This is a genomic window from Lysobacter sp. Root76, from assembly GCF_001428685.1.
Taxonomy (GTDB): Bacteria; Pseudomonadota; Gammaproteobacteria; order Xanthomonadales; family Xanthomonadaceae; genus Lysobacter.
This window is the reverse complement of the sequence record NZ_LMIK01000001.1, coordinates 409,672-426,404: the sequence shown is the minus strand read 5'-3', so window position 1 is coordinate 426,404 and position 16,733 is coordinate 409,672. Positions and strand designations below refer to the sequence as shown.

General features: G+C 65.8%; 9 protein-coding genes. 3 read left to right on the top strand and 6 right to left on the bottom strand.

All coding sequences use genetic code 11. The annotated features are described in order from the left end of the window. Nucleotides 1-102: 102 nt before the first annotated feature. The 4 genes from hxsA to ASE10_RS19885 are packed head-to-tail and all read right to left on the bottom strand — an operon-like array spanning nucleotide 103 to nucleotide 3,885. Nucleotides 103-891 (bottom strand): His-Xaa-Ser repeat protein HxsA, encoded by a 789-nt coding sequence (gene hxsA / locus ASE10_RS20890; RefSeq protein ID WP_082559524.1) that lies wholly within the window; start codon nucleotides 889-891, stop codon nucleotides 103-105. After that, nucleotides 876-2,072, bottom strand: coding sequence for a His-Xaa-Ser system radical SAM maturase HxsC (gene hxsC, locus ASE10_RS01690; RefSeq protein ID WP_055900054.1), 1,197 nt, complete (start codon nucleotides 2,070-2,072; stop codon nucleotides 876-878). The genes hxsA and hxsC overlap by 16 nt, the downstream gene beginning before the upstream one ends. Further along, nucleotides 2,072-3,583, bottom strand: a complete 1,512-nt coding sequence (gene hxsB / locus ASE10_RS01685) for a His-Xaa-Ser system radical SAM maturase HxsB (protein WP_235565763.1) — start codon at nucleotides 3,581-3,583, stop codon at nucleotides 2,072-2,074. Before hxsB ends, hxsC begins: the two co-directional genes overlap by 1 nt. Then, nucleotides 3,580-3,885 (bottom strand): hypothetical protein, encoded by a 306-nt coding sequence (locus tag ASE10_RS19885; protein WP_156087736.1) that lies wholly within the window; start codon nucleotides 3,883-3,885, stop codon nucleotides 3,580-3,582. Before ASE10_RS19885 ends, hxsB begins: the two co-directional genes overlap by 4 nt. Nucleotides 3,886-4,331: 446 nt before the next feature. Between ASE10_RS19885 and ASE10_RS01680 the strand changes: the two genes are divergently transcribed. Both ASE10_RS01680 and ASE10_RS01675 read left to right on the top strand, forming a co-directional pair. Next, the gene (locus tag ASE10_RS01680; RefSeq protein WP_055900051.1) at nucleotides 4,332-5,045 is read left to right on the top strand and encodes a hypothetical protein; all 714 of its coding nucleotides are present in this window, start codon (nucleotides 4,332-4,334) and stop codon (nucleotides 5,043-5,045) included. Between the two features lie 364 nt (nucleotides 5,046-5,409). Continuing rightward, entirely contained in the window at nucleotides 5,410-6,804 is a 1,395-nt protein-coding gene (locus ASE10_RS01675) for a TIGR03013 family XrtA/PEP-CTERM system glycosyltransferase (RefSeq protein ID WP_056101815.1), read from the top strand. A 34-nt stretch (nucleotides 6,805-6,838) separates the two neighbouring features. Here ASE10_RS01675 and ASE10_RS01670 read toward each other — a convergent pair whose 3' ends face one another. Further along, nucleotides 6,839-7,579, bottom strand: a complete 741-nt coding sequence (locus ASE10_RS01670; RefSeq protein ID WP_055900048.1) for a hypothetical protein — start codon at nucleotides 7,577-7,579, stop codon at nucleotides 6,839-6,841. Nucleotides 7,580-7,723: 144 nt separating this feature from the next. Next, nucleotides 7,724-8,134 (bottom strand): J domain-containing protein, encoded by a 411-nt coding sequence (locus ASE10_RS01665; protein ID WP_055900045.1) that lies wholly within the window; start codon nucleotides 8,132-8,134, stop codon nucleotides 7,724-7,726. A gap of 216 nt (nucleotides 8,135-8,350) precedes the next feature. Between ASE10_RS01665 and ASE10_RS01660 the strand changes: the two genes are divergently transcribed. Further along, the gene (locus tag ASE10_RS01660) at nucleotides 8,351-16,714 is read left to right on the top strand and encodes a hybrid non-ribosomal peptide synthetase/type I polyketide synthase (RefSeq protein WP_056305609.1); all 8,364 of its coding nucleotides are present in this window, start codon (nucleotides 8,351-8,353) and stop codon (nucleotides 16,712-16,714) included. Nucleotides 16,715-16,733 lie beyond the last annotated feature (19 nt).

Here is a 16,733-nt window from a genome sequence, read left to right as displayed (position 1 = left end):
TGATTTACTGATTGGGCTTTCAGGACGGCTAGGTGCGTGCGGTAACGACAATGCTGGGAACACCCATTGCTCTGACTTGATCGGCGGACCTATGAAGCAAGATCACCGAACCAACGCCACCCCCAGCGCGTTGAGTGTTTCCGTCGTCATCTGACCTGTTGGCACCAGGCCATAGGCTTCCTGAAACTGCTGCAGGGCCGAGACCGTGCGCACACCCAGCACACCGTCGATGGCCCCGGGGTCGTAGCCCTTGGCGTAAAGCGCAGCCTGCACGCGCATGATCATGAGGCGAAGCTGATCCGCGTTGGCTCTGGTGGACCCCGTCGCGGGCGTTGAGCGGTTGCGATCGGCCCAGCGCATCCAGCCGTTCTGCGGCGATGAGCTGGGCGCGGGTGTGGTGTCGGTCCCATGGCCGGCGGAAGGATGGGTTGAGGCGGCATCCGCCGTCGGTGGATCGTATGCGTCGACATTCAGCGGCGCATAGGTCCGTGGCGAAGGGAGCCGTCGGGTAGGCGCTTTCCTGGTGCGCGGTGTCGAGCGCACGGGAGCCGCCGGTGCGACATAGGGGCTCGACGTGGGCGCAACATAGGAACTGGGAGCGGGCGGGGTGTAGGTGGAGGCCGGCGCACGATAGGAACCGCCGCTGCCCGAGTAGTGCGAGCTGTGGGAACTATGGGAGCTGTGCGAGCGATGCGAGCTGTGAGACCGGTGCCCCGCGTAGAGATTGTCGATATCCGCGTTAAGAGGCGCCACCAGCGTAGTGGTGTAGTTCGCGTCTTCTTGTGCAAGCGCCATCAATGCGGACTGCTTGCCCGCCTGGCCTTCGGTGTCCTGGAAGGAGCCATGCAGCGCCGACAGCGCGCCACCGGCCAGGGTCAGTGCCTTGCGCATGAGAAATCGTCCTTAGCGGTAACTGGGGCGATGGCGCGGCTGGTCCACTCGGGGGTGATCCAGCCGAAAAAGCCGCCACATCGGTCTTTCAGCGCGCAGCCCTCGCACGCCGGCAGGTAGTGTTGTTTCCAGTCGGAGATGCTGCGCCGAGCGAATGGCCACAGATCGGCGGGCAGAGTGCATAGCGGCAGGTTGTAGAGGGATACCGCCATGCCGCGCCGATCCAGGAACTGCGCGGCTTCCAGCAACGCCGGCGCAAGATCCACGGGATCGATCCACAACGCCTCGCGATGGGCTTTAGCGAAGCCAATGGGCTCCGTGCCCATCAGCGCCACATGTTCAACAAAAGGCAGGTTGCGGTAGAGATAGCGCGCCAATTCCGGCAGCCGTTCTGCCACCGGCTTGGTGAGCACCACCCGCACCTCGACCCGTTGCCCGGCAGCATGAAGGGCATAGAGCCCGCGCACGGTCTGGGCGAAGGCACCTGGGCTCTGGACAATGTAGTCGTGCAAGCGGTGGTGATCGCCATACAGCGGCACGCCCCAAGTCAGCGAGGGGTGGGCGTCGGTGAAGGTGTTCGCGTAGGCCTGATCCTCGAAACGGCGGCCGTTGGAGAGGACATGGATGTGCGTGTCGGGCAGCATCTCGGCGCAGCGCCGGATGACCCGTTCGAGGCCGGCGCCCAGAAGCGTGGGCTCGCCACCACTGATGGCAATGGAAGGTTCGTCCTTGTCGATCAATCCCGCCAGGTCGCACAACTCCTCCACGCGCCAGCCGTCGTCGATCTCACGAGGCGGCTGGGAGCACATCAGGCAGAAGCTGTTGCACCGCTCGGTCGCAAACAGGACATTGCCGTTGTCGCCCCGACGGTAGCGCACGGCGATTTTGGAACTGCCTGGACGAAGCTCGACCACATCGCCCGGGCGGACAGTGGCTGGGTCGCCCAGGAGCGCGACCTCTCGATGTCCAACAGGCGGAGGGCCATCGGCGCCGACGAGCACGCCGGCCCAAGGCAGGTCCAGCAGCGAGGCAGCACCGGCAGTCTCCGGAGTGCGCAGGTCCAGCAGCATCCGCTTCAGCGGGAATTCGCCCGCAGCGAACTCGCGCAGTCCCGCGACTTTGAGCAGAGTGGGCTCCTGCCACTCCGGGCTCCAGCGGGCCTTGGCGTCCAAGGGCAGCATCAGGCGGCCACCTCCAAAGAAGCGTCCGGAGCGATAGCAGGAGCTGCGCCGGGTCGCCGTATGGCCCAAGCCTCAAACACGGCTCGGTCGGCCGGCGAGCTGTCCTGCCATCGCTGCAAGAGCAAGTCGAACATGCCCATCTGTTTCGCGCAGAAGTCGCTGGTCGGCCGGTGCCCGACCGAATCGCCCTGTCGGGCGTAGTGGTCGATGGGATCGGCGCCGCACAGCGGCACATACGCGCAGTCGGCACAGGTAGGCAGGGCCTCGGCGATCCCGGCGGCCAGCACCTGCTGCATGGCCGGCGACTGAAGCCATTGGGCGACCGGTTCGTCGACCCGACCCATGGCGAAACTGTGGTCGCCCATGGCAGCCAGCATGCGTGCTTCGTCCGAGGGGTAGACCTGACCGTCGTAGTCATAGACGACCGTGCCCAGGCCGGCGCCTGTGGGGGAGCGCAGGTCCACATAGCCGTGGGAGAAGGGCGTCAGCAACTGGGACAGCAGCAAGCTGGCATAAGCCTCTTCGAGCTCAAAGCCATCGTGGTTGACGCTTAGGATGTGGTCCAACGCGACGACGTAGAACTTCAGGAACTCGGCGATCGGATAGCCCTGGCGCGCTTGGGTCTTGCGGGCGAAGCCGTAGGGGCTGAGCGGCCGCAGAAAGATCGAATGCAGCCCGTGTTTACGGTATTCATCGATGATCTCGCGTGGTGCGGTGAGGCTGCGTGCGGTCAGTGTCGTCAGGGCCGACACCGCATCCTCGCCCAACGCCCGCCGTCCACGCTCGATGCCTTCTATTGTGCGCTGATAGCTGTCTCGCTCCGGTCGCGGTCGATTGGCATTGTGCAGCCACTCGGGGCCGTCCAGCGAAGTGGACAGCTGAAAACGGTGCTCCCGCATGAAAGCCAATTGGTCGTCGGTCAAGTCGTGCAGGGTCGACGCGATGACGAAGCGCAACGATCGGCCTTCCGATCGGTTGCGATCGACGATGGCTTCGGTGAGCGAGCGCACGCGATCGAAATGCAGCAACGGCTCGCCGCCCTGAAACTCGACGGTGAGTTTGTCGGATGGCCACTCGAACAGTCGTTCCACCGCATGGCGGCCCGCGGCGCCGCTCATATCGAAGGTGGTTTCCGATGTGGGGCGCCGCGACACCTGGCAGTAGGAACAGGTGTGATGGCAGCGCAAGGACACCACGAAGATGTGTAGAGCCGGTCCGGCTTGGAGATAGGCCTTGCGGGTCCGATATTGGGACAACAAGGGCGCCAGCGTGGAACGCGCTGGATCAGCCAGGATGAGGTGGCGTGCCTCCATCGACGCGAAGAGAGCTTCGTCCTGCTGTAGCTCGCCGCCCACGACCCGGTCCAAGTCGGACCGTGGTATGACGAGCCAATCGCCGGCCAGTGAGGTCACCAAGACTTGGGTCTCATCCCAAGGCAAGCGACGAAAGCGCATCGGCAGCAGCCGGTAGCTGGAGGCGCTATTGAAGTCAGAGCGCTGAGCGAACCTCATGGCACTGCCTTTGGATCGCGTGGCGTGGCCTCGCGTAGCGCAGCTTGCACCAGTGCCGTTTGAAGATCGGCGGTTTCTCCGCGAATCAGGTCGCGCAACCGTTCGTCGAGTAGATCGTTGTTGAAGCGCGATGCTAGCCGGGTCGTATCTACGTCTGCATGCTTGGGCGTCAACACCACATGGCTTGACGCTGCGGACAGCGCCAAGTCGACGAAGCAATCACCGGTGTGTCGATGTGCGGCGCGCGCGATCACATCGGGCGAAAACACGCCCACATCAACCATAATATGTATGGCATCCATTGCCACCAGCCTCCCCCAGGCTTGGTCAGGGGCATCGTGCACCTGGAATTGCCTGCCATGCAAGCCAGGCCCGGCAAGGACGTGCCCGTGGGGAACATCCCGGCGGATGAATGGGGCGCCCTCGATCGCACTCCAACTCTTGGCCGGGCTTCGACGGCCACCGGGACGCATCGATCAGTTCGGAGGGCCGTCGATTGGGCGCGCAGGGGCATCGTTTTCGTCGAAAGCCCTGATCCGCTGCACTGCATAATACATACGTATGCGTATGGTTTGATTCCTGCCGATGCGGGCAAGCTGGGAAAGTCTGGTCGGCGCAGCCAGCAGAGCCATCCGCCATGCGTGCCGTTTTCTCAAGGCTCACAGCCAAAGGCGCCGCCGCCATTCGTGTTGCTCCTCCAGTGCCCTGCGGTCCGAAACCATCCCGGGACCGCGTTGTTCTTGACGTCATGCGCCAGAAACTTCAAGCCGCCGTGCTGCTGGCCTGCTCCTGGGCCGGCGGCAATGCGGCTGCGCAGCCGGCATCGCAAGGGGCGGTCCTGGCGGACGCATCGTCGCGTGCGATGGCTGGATCCGCTACGACCCACAATATCGACGCTATCCGCGACTCGATTGCGGGTCCCCTGATCGAGGCGATATCGGCGAGGCTTGGCGGTCGCGCCGTGGACTTGCGACTGGATGTTGTCGATGTCCGCACGATCAACGCCAATGAACGTGCGATCAGCGGTACCGGCGACGCCCAGATCGTGGGCAGGCAGGACTGGATCGGTTTTCGATTCGGCTTGCTGTACGACGCTCGCCTGCGCAGATTGAGCTATCCCGATGTCAGCATCGACCGCGTCGCGGCGGGAGAGCGCGACATCCCCAACGCACCGATCCTGGTCCAGCAACTTGAGGCCCTGGTAACCGCGGATCTGGCCCGGGAGCATCGCAAACCGTCGGCCCGGCTCCATCTCGACCGGGTCGCCACCGTCGAAGGCGACGGCCAGCGCCTGCGGATCGACGCACAGGCCACGGCCTACCTCGATCGCTATGGCCCGGGCATGCCGTTGACTATCGTGGCCCTCTACGATCGTTCCAGCGGTGCCTGGCTGAAGCTCGAATATGGCCCCGGCCACGATGCCGCAAGCCGCCCCTGGGATAGGCGATCGTCGGCCCGTTGACGCCCTACGGCGCACGCTGGCCGTTGCCATTGCGGGTGCGCCGGATGTTTCCCACACGAGCACCTGGCTGCGCCCCGTCTGCAACTGAATGATTCACGGGCCGCTGCGTCCGATCGGCGATCCGACCGCATTCGACGGCCGGAGCGCCGCGATTCTGTCGTTGCTCTGGTTGAGCCAGCCCGTTTGGAGAGCGAGCGTCCTTTGCCCGGAAACGGGGTAGCCAGGAGTGAGGGCTACGCATCGGCAGGTAAAGCGTCATGAAGGATCACCCGGTAGCGTGCCTTCGCTTCGATCCTAGTCCAGCGCGTAAATCGAACAGGGGACACCCGTCGTCGCGTGCGTTGCACGAGAGGCGGGTGGCGCCGTGAGCATCGCACTGGCCAGTCGCAAGAACCGCGCATTGCTGCTGCTTTGGCTGGGCGAGACCTGGCTGCTGATCCTGTCGGTCATGGTGGCGGCATGGCTGCGCTTCCTGGATACCTCGCAGGGTTTGTTCACCTTCTTCCAGTGGGCGCCGGTGCGCGCGTTCGTGTTCGCCGCCTTCATCACCGTGTCGATGGTGGCCTTCGGCCTGTACCAGGTGCACGTGCGCCACAGCCGGATGGAGTTCTTCATCCGGCTGTTGCTGTCCTTCGCATTCGGCGGTATCGCGTTGCTGGTGCTGTACTACTTGGCGCCCGCCGCCTATATCGGCCGCGGCGTGCTGGCGATGGCGCTGGCGATCGGTCTCGTCGCGGTGACGGCGCTGCGCCTGATCGTCGAGCGGGTGTTCAAGACGGATGTGTTCAGGCGCCGGGTATTGGTGTTCGGTGCGGGCAAGAACGCCGATCTCATCAACACTCGCCTGCGGCGGGGATGCGACCGGAGGTCTTTCGTGGTGGTGGGCTTCGTGCCGGTTCCGGGGCAAGCCGTACAGGTGCCCGAGCAGCTGCTGCTCAGTACGGATTTCGCGCTGTCCGAAATCGCCGAGTGGCTGCACGTCTACGAGATCGTCGTCGCGCCCGACGAGCGGCGCGGCGCGCTGCCGATGGAGGAAATGCTGACCTGCGCGCAGCGCGGAGTCACCGTGACCGATCTGTCGACGTTCTTCGAGCGCGAGGCCGGCATGGTGAAGCTGAACGTGGCGGATCCGTCATGGCTCGCGTTCTCGGGCGGCTTCGACCACTCGATGCCGCGTCGCCTCAACAAGCGGTTCTTCGACCTGGCCGCGGCGTGCGCCCTGTTGCTGGTCGCCTGGCCCTTCATGCTGCTGGTCGCGGCGTGCATCACGCTGGAGTCGCGTGGTCCGGTCCTGTACCGGCAGACGCGCATCGGCGAGAACGGACGCACGTTCGAGCTGATCAAGTTCCGCAGCATGCGCGTGGACGCCGAATCCGATGGCGTGGCGAGGTGGGCAACCCAGAACGACGATCGCACCACCCGGGTCGGACGGATCATCCGCCTGTCGCGTCTGGATGAGCTTCCCCAGTTGTTCAACATCCTGCTCGGGGAGATGAGCTTCGTCGGTCCACGGCCCGAACGGCCGCAGTTCGTCGAGATGCTCAGCCAGGAAGTGCGCTACTACAACGTCCGCCATTGCGTGAAACCGGGCCTGACCGGCTGGGCGCAACTGCGCTATCCCTACGGCGCCTCGGTGCGCGATGCCGAGGAGAAGCTGACGTTCGATCTGTTCTACGTGAAGAACCACGGCCTGGTGTTCGACCTGTTGATCCTGTTGCAGACGGTCGAGGTGGTTCTGTTCCGCCGCGGTTCGCGCTGACGCCGCCGCTGCGCGACGGCGTCTGGTTCACGGCTTATTTCGCAGGCTCGGATGCGCTCAGCTTGTCCCGCGTACCGGCGAAAGCGAATCGCACTTCGCCGAAACGTCCCGCGACATAGCGCAGCAGCGCATGGATGAAAGCGATGACGCCCGCCATCTCCATGCCTTCTTCCAGGCTGACCAGGACGTGATAGATGAGGTTCTTGTGCCCGTGCGCCTCGCGCCACCATCCCTCGAGCAGTTCGACGCCCAAGGCGCCGCCAAGGTAGATCGCGGCGGAAACGACGAAGGCGATCGCCGTTCTGCGGGGCAGGCGCAACAGAAAGCGCAGGAAGAACGCGCCCAGGAAGAAGACCAGCGCAAAGCCGGGGATCACCCATGCAAAGAAGAAGATCCCAAGGTGCTGGCCGCCCAGCAGCGCGCGTAGTGGCGCGATCGCCTTTTCGTGGAACGACAGGGACTCGTCCATGGCCATCAGCATGAAACCGGCGGCGAGAATCGCCCACTTCGACACGTCGATGCCCTCGTGCCGCCTTTCCAGCACGGCGATCAGCGCGAGCAGCAGTGAAGCGCAGAACAGCAGCAGGGTCGAAAACAAGGCCGGGAGGTTGTTTTCTCCATCCATGCTCATCATCGCCAGGCCGACGACATGCTCCTGGTGCGCGATCAGCCGGTAGGCCTGCATGCTCATGTTGGCGGCCACGAGCAAGACGGTCGCGACGGACAGGGGCCAGGTGATGGCCCATGGGTTGAGCGGGATCTTCCTGGCGTCCATCGTTGATTTGTCGCCTGTGGTGCGGTCGCCGGTTCGCGCCTGCCTATTAAGAACGGGCCCAGGCCAGGTCTGCGGACATCGCGGGCCAAGCTGCGCTTCCGTGCAGGTGGATGCTGGCAGGCGCGGACGTGTGGCCCGGGGCTGCTACCTCAGCCATTCCCCGGAGGCGAGCGCCAGCAGGCCGAACAGGACGATCAGGAGCGCGACGGCCAGCACCAATGCGATCCGCGCCGGCGCGGGCGGGGGTTGGTCGGAAGCGCGCTGGCTGTAGGCGACATAGGTCCGCGACACGCCGGCGTGCGATGGGCTGCCGCCTCCGATCCGGTGCGGGGCTTCCCCGGGCAGGCGCCCGTAGCGGCGATGGAAGCGGGTGGCCGTGGTGTACAGGCCGATCAAATCGCACAGGTCCGCGGATTCCCGCGATGGCGGCTTCGCGCCGGGACGGCTGGGGTGCAGCTCGGAAATCCGCCGGCGATAGGCAAGCTGAAGCTCCTCGAAGCTGCAGTTGGGCCTCAGCCCCAGTTCGGAGTACAGCAACGTCAGGTCGGCTTTCATCGGGGACCTCCCATGACCCTATCGTAGCGCGCGGAACGGGCGGGGGAAGCAATTTTCCCTGCAATTCGTGCATGGCCGCATGACCACCCCTGCGCCGTTTGTCATGACATCAACGCGCGATCTTTACCCTGCCGGGTGCCGAACCGGGGGCTACGACTGGGATGTCATCACGGTGGGGTCGCCAGTGCTGCGGGCGCGGGTAGGGGAAACATGGGTATGAACAAGTTATCCGATGGTTCTTCGCAGTACCGTCCGCTCGCCTGCATACCGCAACTGGTCGAACAGCAAGCATCCACGAGGCCGGATGCCATCGCCGTTACCTGCGAGGGCGCCAGCCTGACCTATCGCGAACTGAACAGTCGAGCCAACCAGCTCGCCCATCGCCTGCGTGCGCTGGGGGTAGGGCCGGAGACGCTGGTCGCGATCGGCTTGGAGCGCTCGCTGGAAATGGTGGTCGGGCTGCTCGGCATCCTGAAGTCCGGCGGGGCCTACCTGCCTGTCGATGCCTCCTATCCGCGCGATCGCGTGCAGTTCATGTTCGAGGACGCGCGCCCCGCCGTGCTGCTGACATCGACGGGACAGAGGGGCGCGTTGCCTGCGACCGACGTCGCGATCTTGTTGCTGGACGGAGACTGGGCGGAGTTCGCCGCGGAGCCGGTTCACGACCCCGAGCCGCTGGCGCAACTCGATAATATCGCCTACGTCATCTACACCTCCGGTTCGACGGGCAAACCCAAGGGCTGCCAGGTCACGCACGCCAACGTCGCGCGGCTGTTCGTCGCGACCCAGCCCTGGTTCGAATTCGGTCCCGACGACGTGTGGACCTTCTTCCATTCCCACGCCTTCGATTTTTCGGTGTGGGAAATATGGGGCGCCCTGATCTACGGCGGCCGCGTCGTGGTCGTGCCGTTCCTGGTCAGTCGCTCGCCGGACGCGTTCCATGCGCTGCTGGTGCGCGAGCGCGTGACCGTGCTCAACCAGACGCCATCGGCGTTCCGCGGGCTCATCCATGCCGATCTCGCGTCCGCCAGCGAGCCTTCGGCGTTGGCGCTGCGCTACGTCGTGTTTGGAGGCGAAGCCCTGGAGCTGCAGATGTTGCGCCCGTGGTTCGAGCGTCACGGCGACCGGTACCCGCGGCTGATCAACATGTACGGCATTACCGAAACCACGGTCCATGTCACCTACCGGCCGGTAGCTCGCACGGACCTGGAGCGCAATGCAGGCAGCGTGATCGGCGAACCCATTCCCGATCTGCGCCTGTATGTGCTCGATCCCGAACTCGTACCGGTCGCCGCCGGCGAAGTCGGCGAGATCCACGTCGCAGGCGCCGGCGTAAGCCGCGGCTATCTCAATCGCCCGGACTTGACCGCCGAGCGGTTCTTCGACTGGCAGTCGCCTCAAGGCGAGCGTGTGCGGCTCTACAAGACCGGCGACCTGGCCCGTTCGCTCGCCGATGGCGATCTGGAATACCTCGGCCGCAGCGACCACCAGGTCAAGATCCGCGGCTTCCGCATCGAAACCGGCGAAATCGAGAGCGTCCTTGCGAGGCACGAATCCGTCCGCGCGTGTGCCGTGATCGCACTCGACGACCGCGCAGGTGGCGAGGCGCGGCTGGTGGCCTACGTGGTTCCCGCCGACGTGCACGCTTCCCAGGCATCCCTGCGCGCCCATCTCGCGACTGTCCTGCCGGACTACATGGTTCCCGGCGCATTCGTCGAACTCCAGGCGCTGCCATTGACCGAAAACGGCAAGCTCGATCGTCGCGCGCTGCCGGCACCGGCCCGGCAGCGACCCGAACTCGCCCATGCCTTCGAGCCCGCCATCGGAGCGCTGGAGGCATCGCTGTGCGCCGCATTCGGCGAAACTCTCGCCGTCGACAACGTCGGACGGCACGACAATTTCTTCGAGCTGGGCGGCGATTCGCTATCGGCGGCAAGGCTGCTGCAACGGCTCAAGCAGACCGGCGCGCATGCCAGTGCCATACCCACCGCGCAGCTGTTCCGCCATCCGACGCCGGCAACGCTGGCCGGCTCGCTCGAAGGCCGCGGCGCCGCGGAGATCGATCCTGCGCGTTATGCATCGGCGCGCCGCAGGGAAAGCGGCGGGATAGCCGTCGAGCCGATCGCCATCGTCGCCATGGCGGGACGCTTCCCCGGTGCTGCGGATGTCGAGGCGTTCTGGCGCAATCTCTGTGAGGGGCGCGATTCGATCACGGTTTTCGATCCGCAGGATCTGGATCCCGCCGTCAGTGCGCAGGATCGCGACGATCCGGCGTATGTGCCCGCACGCGGCGTGATCGACGGCGTCGAGCAGTTCGACGCGGCGTTCTTCGGCATCGGTCCGAGGGAAGCCGAATTGATGGACCCGCAACAGAGGATTTTCCTCGAACTTGCGTGGGAATGCCTGGAACGCGCCGGCCACGTGCCCGACGCCACCTCGGCTCCGGTGGGCGTGTTCGGAGGTATGTTCAATGCAAGCTACTTCCAGCGGCATGTGTCCGCGCATCCGGACCTGGTCGACAAGGTCGGCGCTTTCCAGGTGATGCTGAACAATGAGAAGGATTTCATCGCCACTCGGGTTGCGCACAAGCTCAACCTGACCGGTCCGGCGGTCAGCGTGCATACCGCGTGTTCGACCTCGCTGGTGGCGATCTGCCAGGCCGTCGACAGCCTGACTCTCGGCCATTGCGACATGGCCCTGGCCGGCGGCATCACCGTCACTTGCCCGCCGCGCAGCGGCTACTTCTACCAGGAAGGATCGATGCTGTCGCCCGACGGCCATACCCGGCCGTTCGATGCCAGCGCACAGGGCACCGTGTTCAGCGACGGCGCGGCGATCGTGCTGCTCAAGCGCCTTTCCGATGCCGTGGCCGACGGCAACCAGGTATTCGCGGTGATCCGCGGCGGCGCGGTCAACAACGACGGCGGCGGCAAGGCCAGCTTCACCGCACCCAGCAGCGAAGGCCAGGCGGCGGTCATCTCCATGGCCCACGATCGCGCGCAAGTGGATCCGCGCAGCATCGGCTATGTCGAAACCCATGGCACCGCCACGCCGGTGGGCGATCCGATCGAGATCGAGGGCCTGACGCGCGCATTCCGTCGGGGCACCGAAGAGCGGGGGTTCTGCAGAATCGGCTCGGTGAAGAGCAACATCGGTCACCTGGTCATAGCCGCGGGCGCGACCGGCGTGATCAAGACCGCGCTGGCGTTGGCCGAGCAACGCATTCCGGCGACCGCGCATTTCAAGTCGCCCAACCCAGCCATCGATTTTTCCGGATCGCCGTTCGTCGTCAACGACGCCCTGACGGACTGGCCTGTCACGGACGTCCCACGCCGCGCGGGCGTGAGTTCGTTCGGCGTCGGAGGCACCAATGCGCACGTCGTGCTGGAAGAGGCGCCGAAGCTGCCGGCGTCGGACGCGGCGCAAGGGCCGCAATTGCTCATGCTGTCCGCGCGCACGCCGACGGCGCTTTCGCGTGCGGCGACGCAACTGGCCGACCGTCTCGATGCCGATCCGGACATCAATCTCGCCGACGTGGCGTGGACGCTCGCCGTGGGCCGCAAGGCGTTCGCGCATCGCATCGCGGTCGTCGCCGACGACGTTGCCGGTGCGGCGGCGCAACTGCGCAGTCCGGAGGTCGCCGCTGCTGCGGCACGCGGAAAACCGGTGCGGCAGGGGGATGTCGTCTTCCTGTTTCCAGGACAGGGCGCGACCTACCCGGGCATGGGGCGCGGTCTGTACGACACTGAACCGGCATTCCGGGCGGCATTCGACGCTTGCGCCGATGCGCTGCTTGCGGAACTCGGTTTCGACCTGCGCGAACGCGTTTTCTCGAGCGACCCGGAGGCGTTGCTGCCCACCGCGATCATGCAGCCGGCGACGTTCGCCATCGAGTACTCGGTCGCGCAGCTATGGATAAGCCGCGGCATAGTACCGGCGGCGATGATCGGACACAGCATCGGCGAATTCGTCGCCGCGACGCTGGCCGGGGTATTCGCCTTGCCCGACGCGCTGAAGCTCGTTGCGCGGCGTGGCGCGCTGATGCAGGCGCAGCCGGCTGGCGGCATGCTTTCGGTACGGCTGGCCTGGGACGAACTGCTGGCCAGGCTGCCCGCGGATCTGTCGCCGGCGGCCGAGAACGCACCGGGCAGCGTCGTCGTATCGGGTACTTTGGAAGCGATTGCGCGTTTCCAGGCCGAGCTGGAGGCCGATGGCGTTGCCTGCCGCGCGCTGCGCACGTCGCATGCCTTCCACTCGCAGATGATGGAACCGGTGGTGGCGCCGTTCCGCGCCGAAGTAGCCGCCTTGCAGCTGTCGGCGCCGCTGATTCCTATCGTCTCGACCGCGACCGGGGATTGGCTGGAAGAAGCAGCCGCAAGGTCCCCCGACTACTGGGCGTCGCACCTGCGCGATCCAGTACGCTTTGCCACGGCCGTGGGCAAGGTGCTCGAAACACCGTCGCGCGTGCTGCTCGAAGTGGGCCCGCGTGCCACCTTGAGCGGCCTGTCGCGCCAGCATCCGGCCCTGCTGAAGCAGCAGGCCACGGCGGTATCGTCGCTGGCCGACGACCCCGCGACCGAAGCTTCCAGTTTCCTTTCCGCGGCAGGCCAGTTGTGGTGTCGCGGCACGCCGATCGACATCGCCGCGTTCGATCGCCGCCACTCGCGTAAGCGGGTGTTGTTGCCCACCTATCCGTTCGAACGCCAGCGCTTCTGGGTGGAGGCTGCGGCCAGCTCGAACGTCGTGCAGCTCCCCAGCGCGAGTGCCGTGCATCCGGTTGCGATCGTGCCTGGGCCCGCATCCGCTGCCGAAGATGCGACCGTACCGGCCACGTCGGGTGCGCCGGATCGCCACGCACGGCTGGTCAGCCAGCTCTCGGACATCTTCGAGGACGTAGTCGGGCTCGACCTTTCCGAAGTCGATGACGAAGCCAATTTCATGGAACTCGGCCTGGACAGCTTGATGCTGACCCAGGTGGCGCTGCGCCTGCAGAAGATATTCTCGGTCAAGCTGACGTTCCGGCAGCTGATGGGCGAATGCAGCAGCCTGCAGCGCCTCGCGACGATGCTGGATGCGCAGCTGCCGCCGGAACCTGAAGCCATGCCCGCATCGGCGGCGGAGTCCGCGGCACCAGCCGGGGCGTCCGAGTCGGAAAGTGGGGAAAACCTGGCGCGCCGATTGTTGGAGCAGCAGATGCAATTGCTGCAACAGCAACTTTCCGAACTCGATACTTCGCAGGGCGCGACGGCAGTTGCGATGCCCGGCGACGAAGCCGCGCAGCCCATGCATACCGGCCACGATCCGTTCGCCGGCGGTGCTCCAGCGCTACTGGCGCCGACCACGGAACCGCAGCGCGAGATATGGCTTGCCGATCAGCTCGGTCCGGAAGCGTCTTTGGCCTTCAACCTTTCGGTATCGCTGCAGTTCCACGGCGATCTGAACCTGGAGTTCATGCGCGACGCCCTGCAGGAGCTGGTGGATCGGCACGAATCATTGCGCGCAAGCATCGGGGCGGACGGCGAAACCTTCTGTGTGCTGGAACGATCCGCATTGCTGTTGCCGATCGCCGATCTTTCGTCGTTGAATCCAATCGACAGACAGATGGCCGTCGACGAGCGCATCCGGCTCACGGTGGAAACGCCGTTCGCGCTCGACCAGGGGCCGCTGTTTCGCGCCGAACTGCTGCGCTTGGCCGAAGACGAGCATCTGCTGCTGCTGACGGCCCACCACATCGTCTGCGACGGATGGTCCTGGTGGACCATCGTGCGCGAGCTCGGAGCTTTGTACGGGAAGCGTTTCGAGATGACGGCGCAGCCGCTCCCCGACGCGGCCTCGTTCGTCGGTTACGCACTGGCGGAGGCAGGGCGCCAGGGCGACGAGAGCCAGGCAGCCGATGAGGCGTATTGGCTTTCGCGCTTCGCCACTGGTACGCCCGTGCTGGAACTGCCCACCGATCGGCCGCGGCCGCCGAACCGCAGCTTCGCTTCGGCCCGCCTGGATCACGTACTCGATTCCGGTTTGCTGGAGGCCCTGCGCCGGACGGGCGCGGCCCGGGGCGTCGGTATGTTCGCCACGCTGCTCGCCGGCTTTTCGGCGCTGCTGTCGCGCCTGTCGTCGCAATCGGACGTGGTGGTCGGGATTCCCGCGGCGGGGCAGGCGGTGTGCGGTGCGGACCACCTGGTGGGGCACTGCGTCAATCTGCTGCCGCTGCGCTTCGAGCTCGACTCGACGAAGTCGTTCGCGCATGCGATCGATGACGCGCAAGCCATGCTGCTCGATGCGCTGGAACACCAGCGTTACACCTTCGGCACGCTCCTCAGGAAGCTGCGGCTACGACGGGACCCCGCGCGGATACCGCTGGTCAGCGTGCTGTTCAACCTCGACCAGGCCATGGACCAGGAATGCACCGCGTTCCGCGGCGTGTCCATGGAATTCGACAGCAATCCGCGCAGCTTCGAGACTTTCGAGCTGTTCGTGAACGCTGTGCAGGCCCATGGCCAGTTGCGACTCGAATGCCAGTACAACCGCGACCTGTTCGATGCCGCGACCATCCGGCGCTGGCTGCGCGCCTACGAAGCCTTGCTGCGCGCCGCGATCGAGCGCGAGACTGCGGACTTCGCCAGCCTGCCGCTGGTCGATGCAGTTGCGCGTACCGAGTTGTCGTCGTTGCAGCCGGCCGCGGTCGCCTACGACCGCGAATGCAGGATGCACGAGTATTTCGAGGCCCAGTGCGATCGCACGCCGGATCGGGTCGCATTGCGCGCAGGCCCGACGTCCCTGAGCTATGCCGAGTTGGAGGCGCGCTCGAACCGCGTCGCCCATGTGCTGCGCGAGCATGGCGTCCGCCGTGGCGCGCTGGTCGGCCTGGCGCTCGATCGCGGCCCCGACATGCTGGCTGCGTTGCTGGGCATCCTCAAGGCCGGCGCGGGGTATGTGCCGTTGGATCCGCAGTTCCCGACGGAACGCCTCGCCTACATGGCCGCCGACGCCGGACTGGCCATGCTGCTGACCACGCGCGAGCATGCCGCGCATTTCGATCTGCGTGGCAGGCCGGTGCTGTTGTTCGACGAGCATGCGCCCCAGCTTGCGACGGCCGCGGCAACGCGGCTCGGCCGCGACGAGTACGCCGCACAGCCCGAGGATCCGGCCTACGTGATCTATACGTCGGGCTCCACCGGCCGCCCCAAGGGCGTCATCGTGCCGCACCGTGCCGTGTCCAACTTCCTCGACAGCATGCGCCGCGAGCCGGGACTGGCTGCGCAGGACCGGCTGATGGCCGTGACCACGCTGTCGTTCGACATCGCGGTGCTGGAACTGCTGCTGCCGTTGGCGGTGGGGGCACAGATCGTGCTGGCCGATCGCGAGACCGCCGGCGACGGTGCCGCACTGCGCAGGTTGCTGGAAAGCAGCGGCGCTACGGTGATGCAGGGCACGCCTTCGAGCTGGCGCCTGCTGATCGATGCGGGCTGGAACGGGAACGACGGGTTCAAAGCCCTGTGCGGCGGCGAACCGATGGCCGTCGACCTGGCCACATCGCTGTTGTCGCGTTGCGGCTCACTGTGGAACGTCTATGGGCCCACCGAGACCACGGTGTGGTCTACCTGCGCGCGCATCGCCGCCGATCCCGATGGACAGGCGCCCGACATCCATATCGGGCGACCGATAGGCAATACCAGCGTGTGGATATTGGATGCGCATGGCGAGCTTTGCCCATTCGGCGTGCCGGGCGAGATATGCATAGGCGGCGAAGGCGTCACTAAGGGATATCTGGAGCGCCCGGATCTGACCGCCGAGCGCTTCGTCGCCGATCGCTACACGGCGACGGCCGCAGGCGCGCCGGGACACGATGGCGTCGCCTTGCTGTATCGCACCGGCGATCGCGGTAGTTGGCGCGCGGACGGCAACCTCGAGCATCTCGGGCGTCTCGATCACCAGGTCAAGGTGCGCGGCTATCGCATCGAGCTGGGCGAGATCGAGGCCAATCTCGCCACGCGCGAGGAGATCGCCCGTGCGCTCGTGATCGTGCGCGAGGATCGCGCGAACGACCAGCGCCTGGTGGCTTATGTGGTCGCCACGCCGGGGGCGACCATCGAAGAGGCGGCGTTGCGCGCACACCTGCGTGAACTGCTGCCGGCCTACATGCTGCCGCAGCACTTCGTCGTGCTCGATGAGATTCCGCTCTTGCCGAACGGCAAGATCGACCGGAACGCGCTGCTGCCGCCAGTCGCTAAAGAGGAGGCCGTTTCGCCTCCTCCGAGCGCGACTGGGGCGGCAGCCGACCCACGCGTCCGTTACCTGTCGGAGATCTGGTCCGAGTTGCTGGGTCTGCCCGCCGGCCCAGACGACAACTTCTTCGAATTGGGCGGCCATTCGATGCTCGCAGTACAGATGGCCAATCGCGTCGAACGCGATACCGGCAGGCGGATCAAGCTGATTCGCCTGGGCGCGGAGACCCTGGCCCAGGTCGCGGCGGGCCTGCCCGCTGCCACGGAGGACGCCGTACCGGCGGGCGGCGTGGGCGGGCGCATCAGCAGCGGCTTGCGACGCCTGTTCGGATTGAACCAGGGATCCAGCCCATGAACTTCGCCGCATTCGACTG